The sequence below is a fragment of the Deltaproteobacteria bacterium genome (genome assembly GCA_026129095.1).
Classification (GTDB): domain Bacteria; phylum JAGRBM01; class JAGRBM01; order JAGRBM01; family JAHCIT01; genus JAHCIT01.
On record JAHCIT010000003.1, the window covers coordinates 304,911 to 321,412 of the forward strand.

Sequence of the window (16,502 nt, forward strand, 5' to 3'; positions counted from 1 at the left end):
CAAAAGGCGCCCGCGCCCCTGTGTCATCAGATCAGTAAATGCACCCGGTGCTGGAATAAATGGTCCGGATGTATTCGATATCCAGATAGTTGGAATAGTACCGCTGGTCGTTCTGCGGCAGGTTCATCACAAACAGCCGGATGCCATACGTGCATTCGTCGCCCTGCCGGCCCTGCTGCTTGCCGACCTTGCTCGTCTTGATCGGAAGGACCGGATCGTAAAGCGCCATGACCGCACGCGTCTGGCCGCACGGCTTGAGCGGATCGCCGTCGTCGAACGTCATGGTGGGCTCGCCCTGGAAACGGGCAAGTGCCTGCGCTTCACGCTGGCGAAAGGCCTGCCAGTCCGGATCCTGTCCGCAAGCCGAAGATGGCGGGCACATGTCCGCCCCTTCCTCGTAACAGGTGGCCGGATCTTCCGGCCCGCTGGGAGCCACAACGTCACCGGCCGGCAGATAACTGGACATGTTGACCGTGTACATCGTCCGGCATTTGTAGGCTCCGCCCTTGCGGGCCAGCACAATCTTCCAGTCGCCCAGGTTGTCAATCAGGTACTGCGATACCCGGTCACGGCAGTCCGCACGGGCAATGAACTTGCGCTCCGCCGATGCGCCCGCAAGGCCGACACCGGTGATGCTGAGGGTTCCGGCGGCCATGCCGGTCAGCATGAGCAGCATGCCCATCACGATAACCATGGCGACGCCGCGGGAGGATCCGCGCCGCCTGAATTTGCCTGTAATGAACCGTTTCATGTTCGGTACTCCGGATTTCATGCCGTCGCCAGACACCGGCATCAGATACCCGTCCCTCCAAGGTCGTTGAAGCGGAAACTCTTCAATGGCGCGGTCAGTGTGTAGGAGATGCGGGCCATGTTGTTGATGCCGTTGTATTCCGGGATTTTCTGTGTGCGGTTCGACAGAACCGGGAACGTCGTGGTATCCGACGTCGCACCGCTCATGCGGGCCGTCGCGAACAGGAATGAGAACCGCATCGTGGTGATGTCCGCCGTGATCGGCTCGGCACCCAGGATCACCGGAACCGGATACTCGATCTCCGATATACCCAGTGCACCCGGACGGGGGATCGGCATGGACGGATCGGACCCGAAGAAATACTCGATCTGCATGTCCTCGATGTTGTCGGCCACGATGGTCACGGCTTCCTTGTCCGGAAACTCCGGCCCCGTATAGTCATAGCGGGCGAGCATCGGGAACCCGCCGCCAGACGGGCGCATGATGTAATAGGTGTGCATGAATACCATCGAGGCGATGGTGCATTTGGTCCGTGCAGTTCCAGAGAGCCCAAGAAGTGCGTCCCGTTCGCTCAAGGCGCCGTCACAAGTGATCACTCCGCCGCCGGTATACTGGTTAAACAGCGGGTCTGATGAATCGTAATACGACGGGATAGACCCGCCCGTCAGGCCGCTGACGGTCGTGATCTCCTGCATCCACCGGTTAAAGGGCAATGCCTGTTCAACGGCATAGGAAACATTATAGGAGTTGATTTCAGGCCCCGGTTCCACAGCGACGACGCGCACCATCCGGTAGCGGGACGTCTGGACCCGGCCCTCCCCCAGAGCCAGGGACCGGACGACCATCAGTTGCCCTACATCCGTGGCCGAAATGCCCGGGTAGTAGTAGGACCGCTCGTCAGCCCGGAACAGCCGGTTGAAGAACTCAAACACGTTCGTCCGGTGCACGGAACCGCCGGCGTCGATGGTCCCGGCGCCAGTCACCGCCGACGCCCGGCCCATCGGGAAGTAGGTGAGTGTCAGCAAGCCAGCGCCATTGTCGGAAACCACGACCGCCGTGGGCGATGAAGCACCCACCAGCGTCACCTCATCGGAATCCGCCGCTCCACCGTCTCCCAGTGTCGAGGTTTCTGTCTCTTTTCCAAACTCATCGCCGGTTACCTTGCGCGGAATGACCGCCACGCCGAAGGTGGACTTGCCCCCTTCCCGGTTGAAGATGACGCCGGAGCCCGCATTGTGAACGCTCTCGGTAACGAGTGAGGCCGCATCGCGGGCATTCTGGTAAAGCTGCGCGACCGATTGCCGCGGCATCCAGGCGCGGATGCCACCAACGAGTCCCTCGGCGGCACCTGCCACAATGATCGACAGCACACCCAGCGACACCATCAGTTCGATCAGCGAGAACCCGTGGTCTCGCCGGTTCTGAAACCGGTTTCTCATGCGATTAACAATTTCCATTGCGTTCAGTCCTCACAGTCATGGCCCCCCCGGACCGGCTATCCGGTTTACACTGTCCACGACCCAGAAAACTCCCTCGGTTTTCCAGCCGGAAGGATCACTCAGCGTGTAAGCGACCTCATAGGTATTGGGCATCAGCGGATTACGTGAAAGCCCGCCATTCAGCTTGTGTCCCGGCGGGCAGTCGGGATGGGTATCGCTGAATGGAGTGGGAACACAGTTGGGCAAACCCTGCTGGTCCTTGCGCTCCGGGCTGCACACCCCCCAGAACTGCATCTCCAGCGTGTAACCGTGAAGAACCGCTCCTTCCTCGATTCCGCCGGGAGGGTCCATCATGTTTTCCACGACCGTGCCGGCGTCCATCTTGTCATAGCTCGCAGGCTCCGCATCAGTCGTGCAGGTATACGCCGTATCGACACCGATGGAATCCAGATAGGCCCTGGGCACGTTCTGGAGCTGCCCGATCCGGTCCTGGAGCGCTGCTACAGCCGTTGTCAGGTAGTAGGTCTGCTGGTTCTGCTTGACGGCGAGGTCCGACATGCCAATCACACCGAGCACGCCGATAATGAAAATGGCCGATGCCGCCAGCAGTTCGATCAGTGAGAAACCACCGGAACGCTCACGCCGCCATCGTGCATTTTTCCGGTCCGGCTGAGTCTTCATCTTGGTCAACACTCCCTGCAGAAGGCGCAAAAAATCGCGCTACTTCATGTAGATTTCCCACGTTCCGTTTTCGAAGCCGTAGACCACCGTCCGGCCGTTCTGGCGCATGACAATGGACCGGCCCATGTAATCCAGCGGAACTCCCTCATTCATGATCCGCAAGAACAGGGCGTCGGTCAGGGGCGTGACCTGGTTGACAAGGCCGCCTCCCCCAAATGCAACGGCGTTCGCGGGGTCCGGTGCACTGGGGATTTCGAAATTGACTCCATCGGCCTCGGGCACATGCGCCACCCCGTCATTGGGACCGGTTCCGTTGGGGCTTCCGAATTCGATCCAGCGTGAACTGTTGCAGCCCGCCGTATTGAGCGACGTGGTCGTGCATGCCTCATCCGCGTCGATCTGCAGGTTGCCGTTGCGGTCAACCACGCGCACATAGGCCCGGTTGTTCGGCTTGATACCGCCAGCGCCATCGCATTCGTACCCGAACCAGAACACCACGTTCCATGAATTCGCCCGCGCACTGCTGCGGGCCGCCGACAGTTCGCCGGCAATCAGACGCGTGTATTCGCTCAGTGCAGCCGGACACCGGTTCGACGTATATGCCGTGCCGACGGCAGCCATGATCGCGATAATGGCCACCACAACCATCAGCTCGATCAGCGTCATTCCGCTCTCGCTCCGGCGGCATGCCCCCCGGCGGCTGGGCTTCCTGGTAGAACCTGAAAACTGCATCTCCACGCTACTCTTCCCTAGACCCGCCCGTCTTCCCGGGCATAAAGACCTGTGAACGGATGTTAATTGCCAAGCAATGACCGTTCCGCCAGGTCGATGTTGCTAACTCATTGAATTTAAAGGATAAATTATGTCGCGGAGCGTTATTTAATACCGAATTTCCAGGTATGTATGCAGCATCGTCCGACTACAGTTGCGCCGCGGAGTGCAAAGATTGCGCGATTCAAGTGCGCGGCGCGTCATCAGCCCTCTCCCCGCATGCGCTGGAGCTTATATAAAAGCGTCCGATTGGCGATCCCCAGTATCTTCGCCGCCTGCGCGCGATTCCCTCGCGCCTTGTCGAGTGCTCGCCGGATGAACAGTTCCTCGATCGTTTCCACCGCCCTCGGTATCGAAAGGTCCGTACCGAAATTGATGACGATCGCACCCTCCTGGTCAGCCGGGCTTGCCCCACCCGGCAGCGCGGCCGGAACTTCCGCAGCCGGAGCAGCCACAGAACGCGCGAACGGGAGGTCGGACTCGGTGATCATGTCACCTTCACACAGCACGACAGCCCGTTCGATGGAGTTTTCGAGTTCGCGCACGTTGCCGGGCCAGCCGTAGCGCCGCAGGGCATCCTCCACCCCAGGGGCGAATCCGTTAATCAGCCGGCCGTGCCGTGTGCTGAATTTTTCAAGGAAGTGGGCCGCGAGCGGCATGATGTCGCCCCGCCGCTCCCGAAGCGGCGGAATCCGGATCGGGAACACATTGAGCCGGTAGTAGAGATCGTCCCGGAACCGGCCCGCCGCCACTTCGTCCTCCAGGTTTTTCAGCGTGGCGGCGATGATCCGGACATTGATCTTGCGCGGCTGGGTATCGCCAACCCTGCGTATCTCTTCCTCCTGGAGTACACGGAGCAGCTTGACCTGGAGCATCGGTGGCAGTTCGCCGATTTCGTCCATGAAAAGCGTGCCGTTGCTGGCTTCTTCGAAAAGTCCTGTCTTGTCACGAACGGCATCGGTAAACGCACCCTTGACGTGTCCGAAGAACTCGCTCTCCAGCAGGTTCTCTGGAATCGCGCCGCAATTGACCGCCACGAACGGCCCGCTCCGCCTGTCCGACATCTCGTGAATGGCCCGGGCGATCATTTCCTTTCCGGTACCGGATTCACCCAGCAGAAGCGCCGTCGTCTTGTATTTTGCCACCCGTTCCACCGTCGCCATGACGGATTTCATTTCGGGGCTGATGACGATCATCGAACGGGTAAGGTCAGCCGGCTGCATGCCCGGACCGGCGGGCGGCACGGTAGAGACGTTTGCACGCTTCCGGGCCTCGGCCTTCTTGACCACCAGCAGGATTTCCTCGGCCCGGAACGGTTTTGAAATATAATCGTGTGCGCCGAGCCGCATGGCCTCGTTCATCTGGTCGTTTCCGCCGTAGGCGGTGATCATGATAACGGTCGCGCGAATCCGCTCGTCCCGGATCCGGCGCAGCATCTCCAGCCCGTCCATCTGCGGCATCCGGAAATCGCTGATGATGAGATCATATGGCCGTTTCCGCAGCGCATCGAGAGCGTCGGCGCCGTTGGCGACCGCATCCACCTCGTAGCCCTGCTTCTTCAGCACGGCTCCCAGCATGATCCGGATATTCTCCTCGTCGTCCACGACGAGAATCCGTGTATGAGCCTGGCTGGCGGCGTTCGCCATGGTGTCTACCGCTCCGCCACCGGCAGGCGCATCAGGAATACCGTGCCTTCGGGAGAACTGCGCTCGACCTGGAGACTGCCGCCGTGAGCCTCCACAAGCCGTGCCGATATGGCGAGGCCCAGCCCGGTCCCTTTGCCCGGCTCCTTGGTCGTGAAAAACGGATCAAAAATCTTCACCAGATCCTCCTGCCGGATTCCGCTCCCATGGTCTCTAACCCGTGCCTCGACCCAGCGGCCATCCTGTGAATCGGAAATCCGGATGTCGAGACGGCCGCCTGACCCCATTGCGTCGGCCGCATTCAGCATCAGGTTGATGAAAACCTGTTCGATCTGTCCGGGCTCACCGGCAACGCGGCTGCTGGAACTGCAGCTATAGTCCACCGTAATACCATCGAACAACCCGCGGCCCCGGCACAGTTCCACCGCCTGCGCGGCAACCTGACCCGGTTCGAACCGCAAATCCCCGCGGGAACCGGCCCGCGCATAGTCCAGCAGCCCCCGGATGATCCGGTCGGTCCGTGCCAGTTCGTCCTGCATCCGCCTGACGATATCGGCACGGGCGGCCGGTTCCAGTGTCTCGTCATCCAGAAGTTCCGCAAAACCGGTCAGCGCGGCAAGCGGGTTTCCGACCTCATGGGCAATCCCCGCCGCCAGCCGCCCGATGCCGGCCAGCTTTTCGGCCTGAATTGTCTCGTCACGTGCCTGCCTTATGGCCTGGTTGGCCTGCTCCAGTTCCTGCATCCGCCGGCCCAGTTCGGCGCTCTTTGTTTCCAGGGCCGCCGTCATCACGTTGAACTGTGCCGACAGCTCACCCAGTTCGCGGCAGGTCCGCTCATTCACCCGGACCCCGAAATCACCCGCCTCGACCCGCCGCATCGATCCGATCATGCGTGCAAGGGGGTTTTCCACGAGGGTGCGGAGCCGCCACCAGCCCAGCCCCGTCAGCAGCACCACCAGCGCAACGAGATAGGCAAGCAGCCAGGGGCTCCGCAGGTCACCGAAGAATGCGGGTTCCCTCGGGTGTCCCCACATTACGATCATACGCGCAGGGCGGCGGGCTTCGTCATGTCCGGCAAAGGCGACCGCATGAAACGGGATGGGCGACCACCACGGGCCGATACGCAACGGTGGCGTGGGACAGTCGCCGGTGCGAAAGCAGATTTCGCCGTCGGCGGCGAAATCCTGGACTTCATCCCGCGGAGCACCGCCGCCGGACAGATGGTTCCGTTCCCCCGCCCGGTACCATGCCCAGCCGCGAACCAGCCCTTCGTCCAGGGCCGGGCCCAGCAGGAGCTTGATCCGTTCACGGGGAGGCCGGCCAGCCAGTTCGTCCTCATGCACGGAGGCCGCCACCGTCGCCGCCAGCGTCGTGGCCTCGGCGTGATCGCGCCGTACATTCGAGCGGTAAAGGACTATTGTCAGCACCCCGACGACGAGAAACAGGATGAGCAGCAGCAGCCAGCCCAGTTCCAGAAGAACATGGTCGGCCAGCGGCCGGTTCCGGTCGCGCTCGCGTCCCCAGTTCACAGCAACCTCTGCATCAGGTTGACCATCCCCAGCCGGAGCAGCAGTTCGATCTTCCCGCCGCCCAGAAACACCACAAAGGTTCCAGCGGCCAGGTACGGACCGAACGGTATCTCGGTAAACCGGCCAGCCCGGCCTGTGGCAATGAGCACCAGCGCCACGACGAAACCGGTCAGCGACGCAGCCAGAATGGCCACGCAGACGCCGAGTGGCCCCAGCAGCGCGCCTGCCAGCGCCATCAGCTTGACGTCCCCCATGCCAAGCCCCTCACGGCCGGTCATCCGGTAGTAAAGCTCGCGAACGCTCCAGAACATGCCGGCTCCAAGGAGCATCCCCAGTACGGCCGGTTCTGTACCCGTCCGCCCCGGCAGCCATGACGTGCCCAGGACCAGGGCCACGCCCGGCATCGAGATCGAATCCGGAATGATCTTGTGGTCGAAGTCGATCAGGCTGATGGCAACAAACGCCCAGCCAACCATGAGCCCGGTCGCCACGGGCCATGGACCGGACTTGAACCAGACGACCAGCACGGCGACGGCGGCTCCGGCCAGTTCCACCGCAGGGTACCGGAACGGGATTGGCCACCCGCAGGCCCGGCATTTCCCGCGCAGCCAGATGAGCCAGCTGACGACGGGTATGTTGTCATACCAGCGGACCAGGGCCCCGCACTCAGGGCACCGGCTTGAAGGCGTGACCACGGAAGCGCCGCCGGGAAGACGGGCGATCACCACGTTCAGGAAACTGCCCGCGCACAGCCCGAAACAGCCGGCCACCGCCAGGCGAAACACCGGATCACTGAACGCTGAACTGAGGATATGGATCATCAACCGTCCGATTAGGAAGGGAGTTTAATGCCCAAAGTCGCCACGGAACAAGGCAGCGGCTATCCTCCTTGCCTGTGGAAACGTGGGCCACACCGCCATTCCGTCCGTCCGCCCCGGTAAACTGGGCAGCCTGGGGAGTATCAGCCCTTTTGCATGGATTGGCCGCATGGCTGCTTGTCACCAGCGGTGCTTTTCATCCGGTAACCGACGGGCTCAGGAAATGGGCCGATGACCTTGTGCTGGTGGAGTTCGAGCCCCCGCCCCAATCCCCGCCGGGTGATACCCCCCTCCTGCCTGCCACCACCGTTTCCCAGTTGCCTCCATCGCCTCCTGCGGCAATCTCCGCTGGCCGCCAGATCGTCGATCTCCCCGCCGCTAACGACCAGGAACCTGAAACCGATACCCCTTTTGTCGCCGAACGGGCCTCCCGCGTCGAGCAGGAACAGCGCGGGAAATACGGTGCGGCTCCTGAACTGGTAAATCCGGGGCTGCCCGGCGAGTCACCGGAGCCCGATACGGCAGATACTCCTGTCACCGCTCTGAGACCTCCGGAAGCCCGGCCCCGTGTTCCGGCGCTCTCTATTCCACCCGAACTGATGCCGGACTCTCCGCCTCTTCCCTCCGCTTCCACCAGCCCGGATGGAACGTCTGTCGCGCTGGTGAACCCCCGCAAGGAAGAAACGCCTCCGCCCCTGCCGCCGGGAACCGCCGGGCGGGGCGGCTCCTGCCCCAACCCGCCGTGCGGGCCGCAGGTTACTGCCGACGTATCGGGCAGCACCATCGATTTCCTTGCCGGGATCGAAACCACCGGCAACATCACCCTGCTGAACGCCAAGTCGGTCACCTACGCCGGATTTGTCCGTCGCGTCGCCACCAATGTTTTCAACCAGTTCATCCGGTCGTACCGGACCCGCGGCTGGCGCATCGATCCCGCACAGCTTGGCGAATCGCTCCGGGTGGACGCTCTCCTCGCTGCGGACGGGAACCAGGAGATGGTATTCATCCGGCAGTCTACCGGCCTCAGGCTCTGGGACGAGATGGGCCTCGACGCCATGAAAAAGGGCGCTTGGGATTCAAACCCGCCCAAGGGAGCGCTTGCCGCCGATGGCAAGATTCATTTTGTCTTTATTGTCGATCACCGTCAGGGGATCCTGAGGGCCGGGATACTGTAGGCTACTTCCCGTTTCCCGCCTCATCCTCGTCCTCATCATCATCCGTTTCCGGATCAGGCACCGCATCCGCGCCTTCCGGCAGCGCCTCGCGACGGGGCCGAACGCCCGAAACGAGCCACATGAACAGCTGAACCCCCGCATAAAAGTACATCATGCTGAACAGCATCAGTTCCGTATAAAGGAAAATGGCCGCCAGGAGGACGATGAACACCGGCAGCACGATGAAGGGCTTCTTGTCCTTCAGGTTGATGTCCTTGAAGGTCCGGAACGGCACTTCGCTCACCATCATGAACCCGCAGAAAAACGTGAGTCCCAGGAAAAACGGGTGCCGGATCGTTCCCTCGATCGAGATGATCCCGAACAGGCTTTCGAAAAACTCCGGATACTTCGTATGCAGCAGCACCGGGGTCATCATGAGGCCGGCTGCCGCCGGTGACGGCGTGCCGAGGAAATAGACCGCTTCGGTTTTTTCCTCCGCCCCCACGTTGAACCGGGCCAGGCGGATCGCCGCGCACGCCACGTAGACGAAAGCCGCCACCCACCCCCACTGCCCGTAGGAACGGAGCACCCAGTGGTAAACCAGCATCGCGGGGGCGATACCGAAGCTGATAAGGTCGGCCAGTGAGTCGAGGTTCATGCCGAAAGCGCTTGTGGTCTTGGTCATGCGCGCCACGCGGCCATCCAGCATGTCGAAAATGCCGGCGATCACGATGGCCCAGGCCGCCTCGCGGAAGCGGAGGTCCATCGACGTCATGATCGAATAGAACCCGGCGAACATCGCCGTGGTCGTGAAGATCGCCGGGACGACATAGATCCCGCGTTGCCGGGCGGCCGAACTGATCCGCTGCCGGCGGCGGCGCAGCGCCTGGAGCGGCCCGCCCCCGGTGGCGGGGGCCTGTCCTGTCGCTTCGGCCACGGTGATCCCTCCAGATGTGGACAGGGAGTATAACCTATCGGTCCCCGACAGGAACCATCCCTAGTTCTTGGTCCGGTCCACCAGTTTTTTCTTGGCGATCCAGCTCATCATTGAACGGAGCCGTCCGCCTACATCCTCAATGGGGTGCTGCTCGCCCTTCTTGAGCAGCGCCTTGAAGCTCGGCTGTCCTGCCTGGCACTCGAGTATCCATTCGCGGGCGAAACGGCCCTCCTGGATCTCCTGAAGGATCTTCTTCATTTCCTTCTTGGTTTCATCGGTGATGATCCTCGGCCCCCGCGTCACGTCGCCGTACTTGGCCGTGTTGGAGATCGAGTACCGCATGTTGGCGATACCGCCTTCATAGATCAGGTCCACGATGAGTTTCACTTCGTGGAGACACTCGAAGTAGGCCATTTCGGGCGAATACCCAGCCTCGACCAGCGTCTCGAAACCGGCCTGGATAAGCGCCGTCAGGCCGCCACAAAGCACCGCCTGTTCGCCGAACAGGTCCGTCTCGCACTCCTCGCGGAAGCTCGTCTCGATGATGCCGGCGCGGCCCGCGCCAATGGCGCTTGCATAGGCAAGGGCCAGCTTCTTCGTGTCGCCCGACGGATCCTGGTTGATGGCGATCAGCGCCGGAACGCCGCCGCCGGCCACATACTCGCCGCGCACCAGATGTCCGGGGCCCTTCGGGGCCACCATGAACACGTTGATATCCTGGTGGGGAGCGATCGTGCCGAAGTGGACGGAAAAGCCGTGACCCACGGCCAGCGCCGCATGCTTTTTCAGATTGGGTTCGATCTCTTCACGGTAGACGCTGCCGTGCTTCTCGTCAGGCAGCAGGACCATGACGATATCGGCGTCCTTGACCGCCCGGGCAACGGTCGTCACTTCCAGACCCGCACCCCGCGCCTTGGCGCAGCTCGGCGAATCCTCTCGAAGCCCCACGACGACCTTGCAACCTGAATCCTTCAGGTTCTGGGCGTGGGCGTGGCCCTGGGAGCCGTAGCCGATGATGGCGATCCGCTTGTTCTTGATGAGGGAGAGATCGCAGTCCTTGTCGTAAAAGATCGTCAGGGCCATTTTTCAGTTTTCTCCAGTAAACACCGGGAGTTCCCGGCGATTTGTTTCCGTTTCCGGACCACCCCGTTTGCCACACGGGGACAGGCCGCGCAAGAGCCGGTTTTCACCCTCTCCGTTTGGCCGTTTCCGGGGCCTTCAGGGACCGGATATCCAGCTCGCGGATCATCCGGTCCAGCAGGCCGTTCACAAAGGAAGCCGTCGCGGCGTCGCCGAACAGCGCGGCCAGTTCCACCGCCTCGTTCAGGGTGACTTCCACCGGGATATCCGGCCGGAACCTGAGTTCGTAGGCGGCGAGGCGAAGGACACACCGGTCAATCACGGCCATGCGGTCGATCCGCTGCCGGGCCGCGAACCGGACGAGCATCGAATCCAGTTCGTCGCGGTTGGCAACAATGCCCTGGACAAGATCCACGGCGAACGAGCGGATTTCGCCCGAAAGGCGCCCTCCGCCCGGCTGTGGACGATTGACCACCTCTTCAGCCGGAGCCGGGTTCAGCTCGATTTCGTACAAGGCCTTTACGGCCTCCTCACGGGCACGCCGCCGCTTGCTCCGCCGGCTGGAGTCCGGGCGGCTTCTGTCCTTGGCATCCTGCATTGTGAACTGGTTGGCGCGGTTCAGGCCGGGATCGTGCGGTAGAGATCGGCCATCTCGATGGCCGCCACGGCCGCTTCCCACCCCTTGTTGCCGGCCTTGGTCCCGGCCCGCTCGATCGCCTGCTCGATATTTTCGGTCGTCAGCACGCCGATGGATACCGGCACACCAGATTCAGATGCCTGCGCCGCGACGCCCTTGAACACTTCCGATGCGATGAGATCGAAATGCGCCGTCCCGCCCCTGATCAGCGCGCCCAGCACGATCACCGCCGAGGGCTTGAGCGATTTCGACTTCAGCACCTCGCCCAGAACGGCGGGCAGCTCAAATGCGCCCGGCACCTTGACGACGCTGATGTCGGCATCCTTTGCCCCGTGGCGGACGAGCGCGTCCAGGGCGCCCTCCAGCAGGCGGTCAGTAATGAAGTGGTTCCACCGGCTCACGAGAATCGTGAACTTCATCCCCGTGGCGACAAGTTTTCCTTCGTAGATCTTCGGCATAAAGACAGTAACGGGGCTCCCGAAATCCCCACAAGTTACGCCACACTACGGCTACAATGGCGCCGGGTCAAGGTGATGGGGTTGGCCTTGCCATCCCCTGTCCGTTACCCTGCGTCTGCTATCAGCCCCGATATAACTTCCGGAGGATTTTCCCCATGCGTGTCCATGTTTCCCTGATACCGTGCATCGCCGCCCTAGCCGTGCTCGCCGCCCTGCCACCCCGGGCCTTCAGCGAGGAACCGCCGCTCACGCCCACCCCGGAAGGCATGGCACAGGCGATCCGCGACGGAGAGTCCGAATCGAAGGAATACGTGCGCGAGGCAGCCTCCCAGCCCGATTCGGGTGCCATCGCCATTCTCTCGGCTGCCGTCGAGCCAGGCGTCAAGGCGGATATCCGGAAGGCCGCCATCGATGTCACCCTCAAGCACCGGCCCGGCGTGGCCGACAAGGTGCTCGGTCAGGTCATGAAATCTGGCGATCCGGCCGACAAGAGCCTGGTCATCAAGGGTGCCGACAAGCTGGACGAACAGGTGCAGTTCAACGTCCTCAAGGCAGCGCTTGAGGACCGCACCACGAAAGTGCGTGAGGAAGCGGTTGACACGATCCTCAAGCTCCGCTCGCCGGGCAACAAGGTGCGCCTCATGGTCGAAGCGGCCAAAACGCCCGAACGCCAGCTCAAGATAAAAATCCTCACCGAAGCCGAAAAAATGGACCGCCAGGCCGCCTACAATGTCGCCCATACCTTCCAGTCCGACCGCGACGGGGCCATTCAGGATCTGGTCAAGCGGATCAAGGACAAGCACGATCTGCACGGAAAGAAGTAACCTCTTTCCCATTAACCTTGTTTAACTTTTAATATGGATTAACCCATTGAAATTGTTTGACTTATCCCAAGCTGACTCTTTAGTTTAAGTAGATTACTTTCTTTTGGGGTCCGCCGCTGAAGTATGCCGATTGAGTTCACGTCCGTCGAGCTAAACCACTGGGGTATCCGGTGGATCAAGGTCGGAGCCACGCTCCGGACGCTGGAGCTTGTCGAGACGGGCCTCCAGCCGCTGGATGAACTGACCGAAGCTGTCGCCGATATCACCGACGAAACCGGAGCCGAACCGGCTCCCGGAGAGGGCGAGACCGGTGCTGACGAGGCGGCCGGCGACAGTGAGTCTGGCGGCGAAGAAGAAGGCGAAGCACCTCCTCCCGTTGCCGCCACCGCCCGCCCCGATGACGACGGCCTCGCGCCCTGGAGCGAGATCGAGCGCCGGCAGATTGCCACGCTCCGGCGGCTCGTGGCCGAAGGCCATATCCCCCACGAATTCGTCATCACGGCCCTGCCAGGCACGGCGGTGTCGGCGCGGCTCGCCACCTTCCCCTTCGACAAGCGCGCGAAGATCGAACAGGTGCTGAAGACAGAGGTGGACAGCCGCCTGCCGTTCGACATCGATGATGTGGTGACCGACTTCGTGGTGCTGGGAAAACTCCCCGCGCCCGGCGGCGAAGTGGACGAAGACGCAGGTACCTCCGTCCTGGCGTTCGCCGCTTTCAAGGGCGCTGTGGGCCGCCTGCTCCGGCTGTTCCGCGCCGCCGGAATCGAACTCCGCCAGATCAGCACGCAGCCGGTGGCGCTGGCGGGACTCGCCGGTACTGCATCGGTGCCGGGGCCCCATCTGCGCGTCTATCTCGGCGAGAAGGAAACATCAGCCGTCATCATGGATGGCGGCGGGCGTCCACTCTATGTGCGGACGGTGCCGCTCGGCCTTGAAAGCTCGATACTCCGATGGGAAGTTCCCGAGTCGGAGAAGGGCCGCTACCGCGAGTTCCTGGAACGAGGCACGGCCATTCCCGACGGCCCGGCCCGGCCCGATCACAGCCTCTATACAGGCCGCATACGCAAGGATATAGCCGCGGTCGTGCGGGCATTCGAAGCCCAGTTCTCCATTGATCTTTCCACCGTGACCTGGTTCGGACCCGGCAGCACGGACCCGGAACTGGTCCGGCTCGTGAGCGACGGGCTTTCGCTATCGACAGCGGAGTTCCAGCCCGACGCCGCGGCGCTCGGCGAGCTGGACTTTCCGCCGGACCGTTCGCCTTCGCTCTGGGGCCCCGCAACGGCGATGGTTCTCCGTCTTGCCCGGCCGGAAAAGGCCGCCACCGGCGTAAACCTGCGGCGCGAGGAGTTCGCCTACCGGTCCCGGTTCCGCGACCTCGGCGAAAAGCTGCTCCCCGCCACCTACTTCGTCGTCGTGGGCGCGATCCTGTTCGCCATTGGCACGATGGTCAGCATCTGGTCACTCCAGGAAAAGCTCGGCGAATCGCGTGTCCGCGTGGCCGAAGCGTACCGGCGCACCACCGGGAAGGACATCTCCAACTACAGCGAGGCCACCCGTGAACTGCAGAACCAGCTCGCCGCGCGCGAGCGGCTGCTGGAGGTCATGAGCGAGATCAGCGGCGTGTCGATCCTCAACCATTTGTCGGAGATTTCGCGGACCATCAAGAGAGAAGTCACGGTCGATACCGATAGCCTCTCCGTCGAGCGCGACCGAGTCCTGCTGGATGCCCGCACGGCTGACTACAACACGCTCGGACTGATCGAAAGCTACTTTGAAAAGCATCCGGTCTATCGCAAGGTGGAAGTCCGCAATACCCGGCGTCTGCCGGACGGCAAGGTCGGCTTCCGCATGGAACTGTATGTCAGCTCCGAGGAGGAACAGGCCAAGGCCCTGGACGAACAGAAGAAGAAGGAAGCCGCCGCTGCCGGTGCCACAGGCACTCCGGCCACTGACGCAGGCGTTTCCGGCGACGAAGCAGAAATGATCCCGGACGAACCGGCCGCGACGGAACCCGAAGGTGCCCCGGCTGAAACTCCCGGTGCCGCGGCACCAGGCAGTGACGGTCCCCAACTGGAGATCGTGCCGGTGCCTGCCACTCCGGCCGAACCTGCCGTTTCGCCGCCGGCTGCTGAAGCCGCGCCGGCTCCGCCCGAGGCCCCACGCACCCGGCCCACCCGCCCCCGAAGGGAGCGCCAGTAAGACATGTTCGACCGGCTGCAACCCCGTGAGCGCGCGCTGATCATCGCAATGGCCGCCGTGCTGGTCATCACGGCCCTGTTCATGTTCGTGCATGTGACCGGCAAGAAGCGCCGCCAGCTTGCCGACCGCATCCAGCAGGCCAGTACCGACGTCGAGATGATCTACCGGATCGGAAACCGGCTGACGGACATCGAGGCGACGATCGGGAACATCAAGCTCCCCTCGGGAACGACCTGCGACCGCAACCTCTACGGCTCGATCGAATCCCTCGCCCGCCGCGAGGGCATCACGGACCTCACGATCCGTCCGCTCCAGTCCCAGGAAAACGACTATCTCGATGAACAGTCGGTGGAAATCGAGGTCCGCAAGGTGCCACTCGTGAACCTCGTCAACTTCCTGTATGCAATTGACCGCTCGCCCCAGGCCTACCGGGCCTGGCGTTTCAATGTCCGGCGGCGGTTCGATGACGCGAACCTGCTTGACAGCCGCTTCCAGGTCTCCCTGTTCTGCGGCAAGCAGCAGGTGCCGGAAGGAGGTGGCTGATGGAACTGAGCCTCCCCGCATCCCTGTCAAAGCTGACCGCACGCCAGCGCACCGCGCTCAAGATTGGTGGCTATGTCCTGTGGGGACTGATCTTCACCCTCGTCTTCGTCGCCATGAAGTTTCCCGACAACCGGCTGCGGGAACTGGCCGAAGCCGAGATGTCGGTCATCACCGGGAAGGAAGTGAAGGTCGAGAAGGCCGGTCTGTACCGGCTGAGCGGACTCGACATGACCGGCGTCGATTTCTACTCCACAGGAGGGTTCGCGCAGCCCCTCCTCCGCCTGAAGCGCCAGCGGATCCGGATGTCCATCCTGCCTGCGCTCATCGGACGGCTGTCGGCCTGGGGCATCACGGAACCTGAAGCTGGCGGCACACTGGAATTGAATGTCCGGGCGAAATCCAGCGACGCCAGCCTCGGTCTCGATTTCCGCCAGTTCCAGCTTTCCGGTGCGCGCCTGGAGCCAAAATCGCCGGATCATCCTCCGACCGAAATCGATGCCACCATTTCCGGAAAAGTCAGTTACTCGGTCGATCCGGGCGGCGAGGTAGGACTGGCTGACCTCGGCTCGGTCCTCGCCCAGATCTATGGAGCCACGGCCGGTATCGATCTCACGATCACCGGAGTCCGGCTTGCCAACCTCGCCTCGGAAACCCTCCCGCTCTCCGAACTGCGGTTCGATACCTTCACGATCAAGGGGGATATCGCCGAAGGACGGCTCAACCTGTCCGAATGTTCCGGCACCGGTCCCAAGGGCGATCTCTCCCTGCAGGGCCAGATCAGCTTCACTGATCCCATCAGGCAGTCCGGTCTCCGGCTCCAGATCCGCTACCAGCCGGATGAAGAAACGCGGAAAACCCTCGGCCCGGTGATCGGTCTCAAGCTCCGCGACGACGGTCGCGGCGTCTACACCGGCTACATCGTCGGCCAGTTCGGATCGCCCCAGGTTCACAAATAGCCGGAACGGTGCCGTTTGGGGTTTCCCACCGGTTCCGTATAGGATTACCACGCTCCCTGAAGTGAGGCGGCGCCCAGAA

General features: G+C 62.5%; 16 protein-coding genes. 5 read left to right on the top strand and 11 right to left on the bottom strand.

Going from position 1 to position 16,502, the window contains the following annotated elements; all coding sequences use genetic code 11:
• Positions 1-31: 31 nt before the first annotated feature.
• The 7 genes from KIT79_06285 to KIT79_06315 all read right to left on the bottom strand — a co-directional run bounded on the left by KIT79_06285 (position 32) and on the right by KIT79_06315 (position 7,635).
• On the bottom strand, positions 32-751 hold the full coding sequence (locus KIT79_06285) for a hypothetical protein (GenBank protein MCW5828907.1): 720 nt from the start codon (positions 749-751) through the stop codon (positions 32-34).
• A 41-nt stretch (positions 752-792) separates the two neighbouring features.
• Complete coding sequence (locus KIT79_06290) at positions 793-2,190, bottom strand: prepilin-type N-terminal cleavage/methylation domain-containing protein (GenBank protein ID MCW5828908.1); 1,398 nt, start codon at positions 2,188-2,190, stop codon at positions 793-795.
• A 36-nt stretch (positions 2,191-2,226) separates the two neighbouring features.
• Positions 2,227-2,871 (bottom strand): prepilin-type N-terminal cleavage/methylation domain-containing protein, encoded by a 645-nt coding sequence (locus KIT79_06295; protein ID MCW5828909.1) that lies wholly within the window; start codon positions 2,869-2,871, stop codon positions 2,227-2,229.
• 39 nt (positions 2,872-2,910) lie between these two features.
• Positions 2,911-3,537, bottom strand: coding sequence for a prepilin-type N-terminal cleavage/methylation domain-containing protein (locus KIT79_06300; GenBank protein MCW5828910.1), 627 nt, complete (start codon positions 3,535-3,537; stop codon positions 2,911-2,913).
• A 308-nt stretch (positions 3,538-3,845) separates the two neighbouring features.
• On the bottom strand, positions 3,846-5,288 hold the full coding sequence (locus KIT79_06305) for a sigma-54-dependent Fis family transcriptional regulator (GenBank protein MCW5828911.1): 1,443 nt from the start codon (positions 5,286-5,288) through the stop codon (positions 3,846-3,848).
• Between the two features lie 5 nt (positions 5,289-5,293).
• Entirely contained in the window at positions 5,294-6,814 is a 1,521-nt protein-coding gene (locus KIT79_06310) for a HAMP domain-containing histidine kinase (protein ID MCW5828912.1), read from the bottom strand.
• The gene (locus KIT79_06315; protein MCW5828913.1) at positions 6,811-7,635 is read right to left on the bottom strand and encodes a prepilin peptidase; all 825 of its coding nucleotides are present in this window, start codon (positions 7,633-7,635) and stop codon (positions 6,811-6,813) included. Before KIT79_06315 ends, KIT79_06310 begins: the two co-directional genes overlap by 4 nt.
• Positions 7,636-7,784: 149 nt before the next feature.
• On the opposite strand from KIT79_06315, the gene KIT79_06320 reads away from it, so the two are divergent.
• The gene (locus KIT79_06320) at positions 7,785-8,807 is read left to right on the top strand and encodes a hypothetical protein (protein MCW5828914.1); all 1,023 of its coding nucleotides are present in this window, start codon (positions 7,785-7,787) and stop codon (positions 8,805-8,807) included.
• 1 nt (position 8,808) lies between these two features.
• Here KIT79_06320 and pssA read toward each other — a convergent pair whose 3' ends face one another.
• The 4 genes from pssA to KIT79_06340 form a co-directional block, all read right to left on the bottom strand.
• Positions 8,809-9,723 (bottom strand): CDP-diacylglycerol--serine O-phosphatidyltransferase, encoded by a 915-nt coding sequence (gene pssA, locus KIT79_06325; protein ID MCW5828915.1) that lies wholly within the window; start codon positions 9,721-9,723, stop codon positions 8,809-8,811.
• 60 nt (positions 9,724-9,783) lie between these two features.
• A complete protein-coding gene (gene ilvC / locus KIT79_06330; GenBank protein MCW5828916.1) occupies positions 9,784-10,800 on the bottom strand; it encodes a ketol-acid reductoisomerase in 1,017 nt (338 codons plus the stop codon).
• Positions 10,801-10,909: 109 nt separating this feature from the next.
• On the bottom strand, positions 10,910-11,401 hold the full coding sequence (gene nusB, locus KIT79_06335; protein MCW5828917.1) for a transcription antitermination factor NusB: 492 nt from the start codon (positions 11,399-11,401) through the stop codon (positions 10,910-10,912).
• A 20-nt stretch (positions 11,402-11,421) separates the two neighbouring features.
• The gene (locus tag KIT79_06340) at positions 11,422-11,898 is read right to left on the bottom strand and encodes a 6,7-dimethyl-8-ribityllumazine synthase (GenBank protein ID MCW5828918.1); all 477 of its coding nucleotides are present in this window, start codon (positions 11,896-11,898) and stop codon (positions 11,422-11,424) included.
• Positions 11,899-12,053: 155 nt separating this feature from the next.
• Here KIT79_06340 and KIT79_06345 point away from each other — a divergent pair, with 155 nt between their 5' ends.
• The 4 genes from KIT79_06345 (at position 12,054) to gspN (ending at position 16,423) form a co-directional block, all read left to right on the top strand.
• Positions 12,054-12,722, top strand: a complete 669-nt coding sequence (locus tag KIT79_06345) for a hypothetical protein (GenBank protein ID MCW5828919.1) — start codon at positions 12,054-12,056, stop codon at positions 12,720-12,722.
• A gap of 123 nt (positions 12,723-12,845) precedes the next feature.
• Positions 12,846-14,924 carry a hypothetical protein gene (locus KIT79_06350; protein ID MCW5828920.1) on the top strand — a complete coding sequence of 693 codons (2,079 nt, stop codon included), beginning with the start codon at positions 12,846-12,848 and terminating at the stop codon, positions 14,922-14,924.
• Between the two features lie 3 nt (positions 14,925-14,927).
• Positions 14,928-15,467 carry a type II secretion system protein M gene (locus tag KIT79_06355; GenBank protein ID MCW5828921.1) on the top strand — a complete coding sequence of 180 codons (540 nt, stop codon included), beginning with the start codon at positions 14,928-14,930 and terminating at the stop codon, positions 15,465-15,467.
• Positions 15,467-16,423 (top strand): type II secretion system protein GspN, encoded by a 957-nt coding sequence (gene gspN, locus KIT79_06360; protein ID MCW5828922.1) that lies wholly within the window; start codon positions 15,467-15,469, stop codon positions 16,421-16,423. The genes KIT79_06355 and gspN overlap by 1 nt, the downstream gene beginning before the upstream one ends.
• The last annotated feature ends 79 nt before the right edge of the window (positions 16,424-16,502 follow it).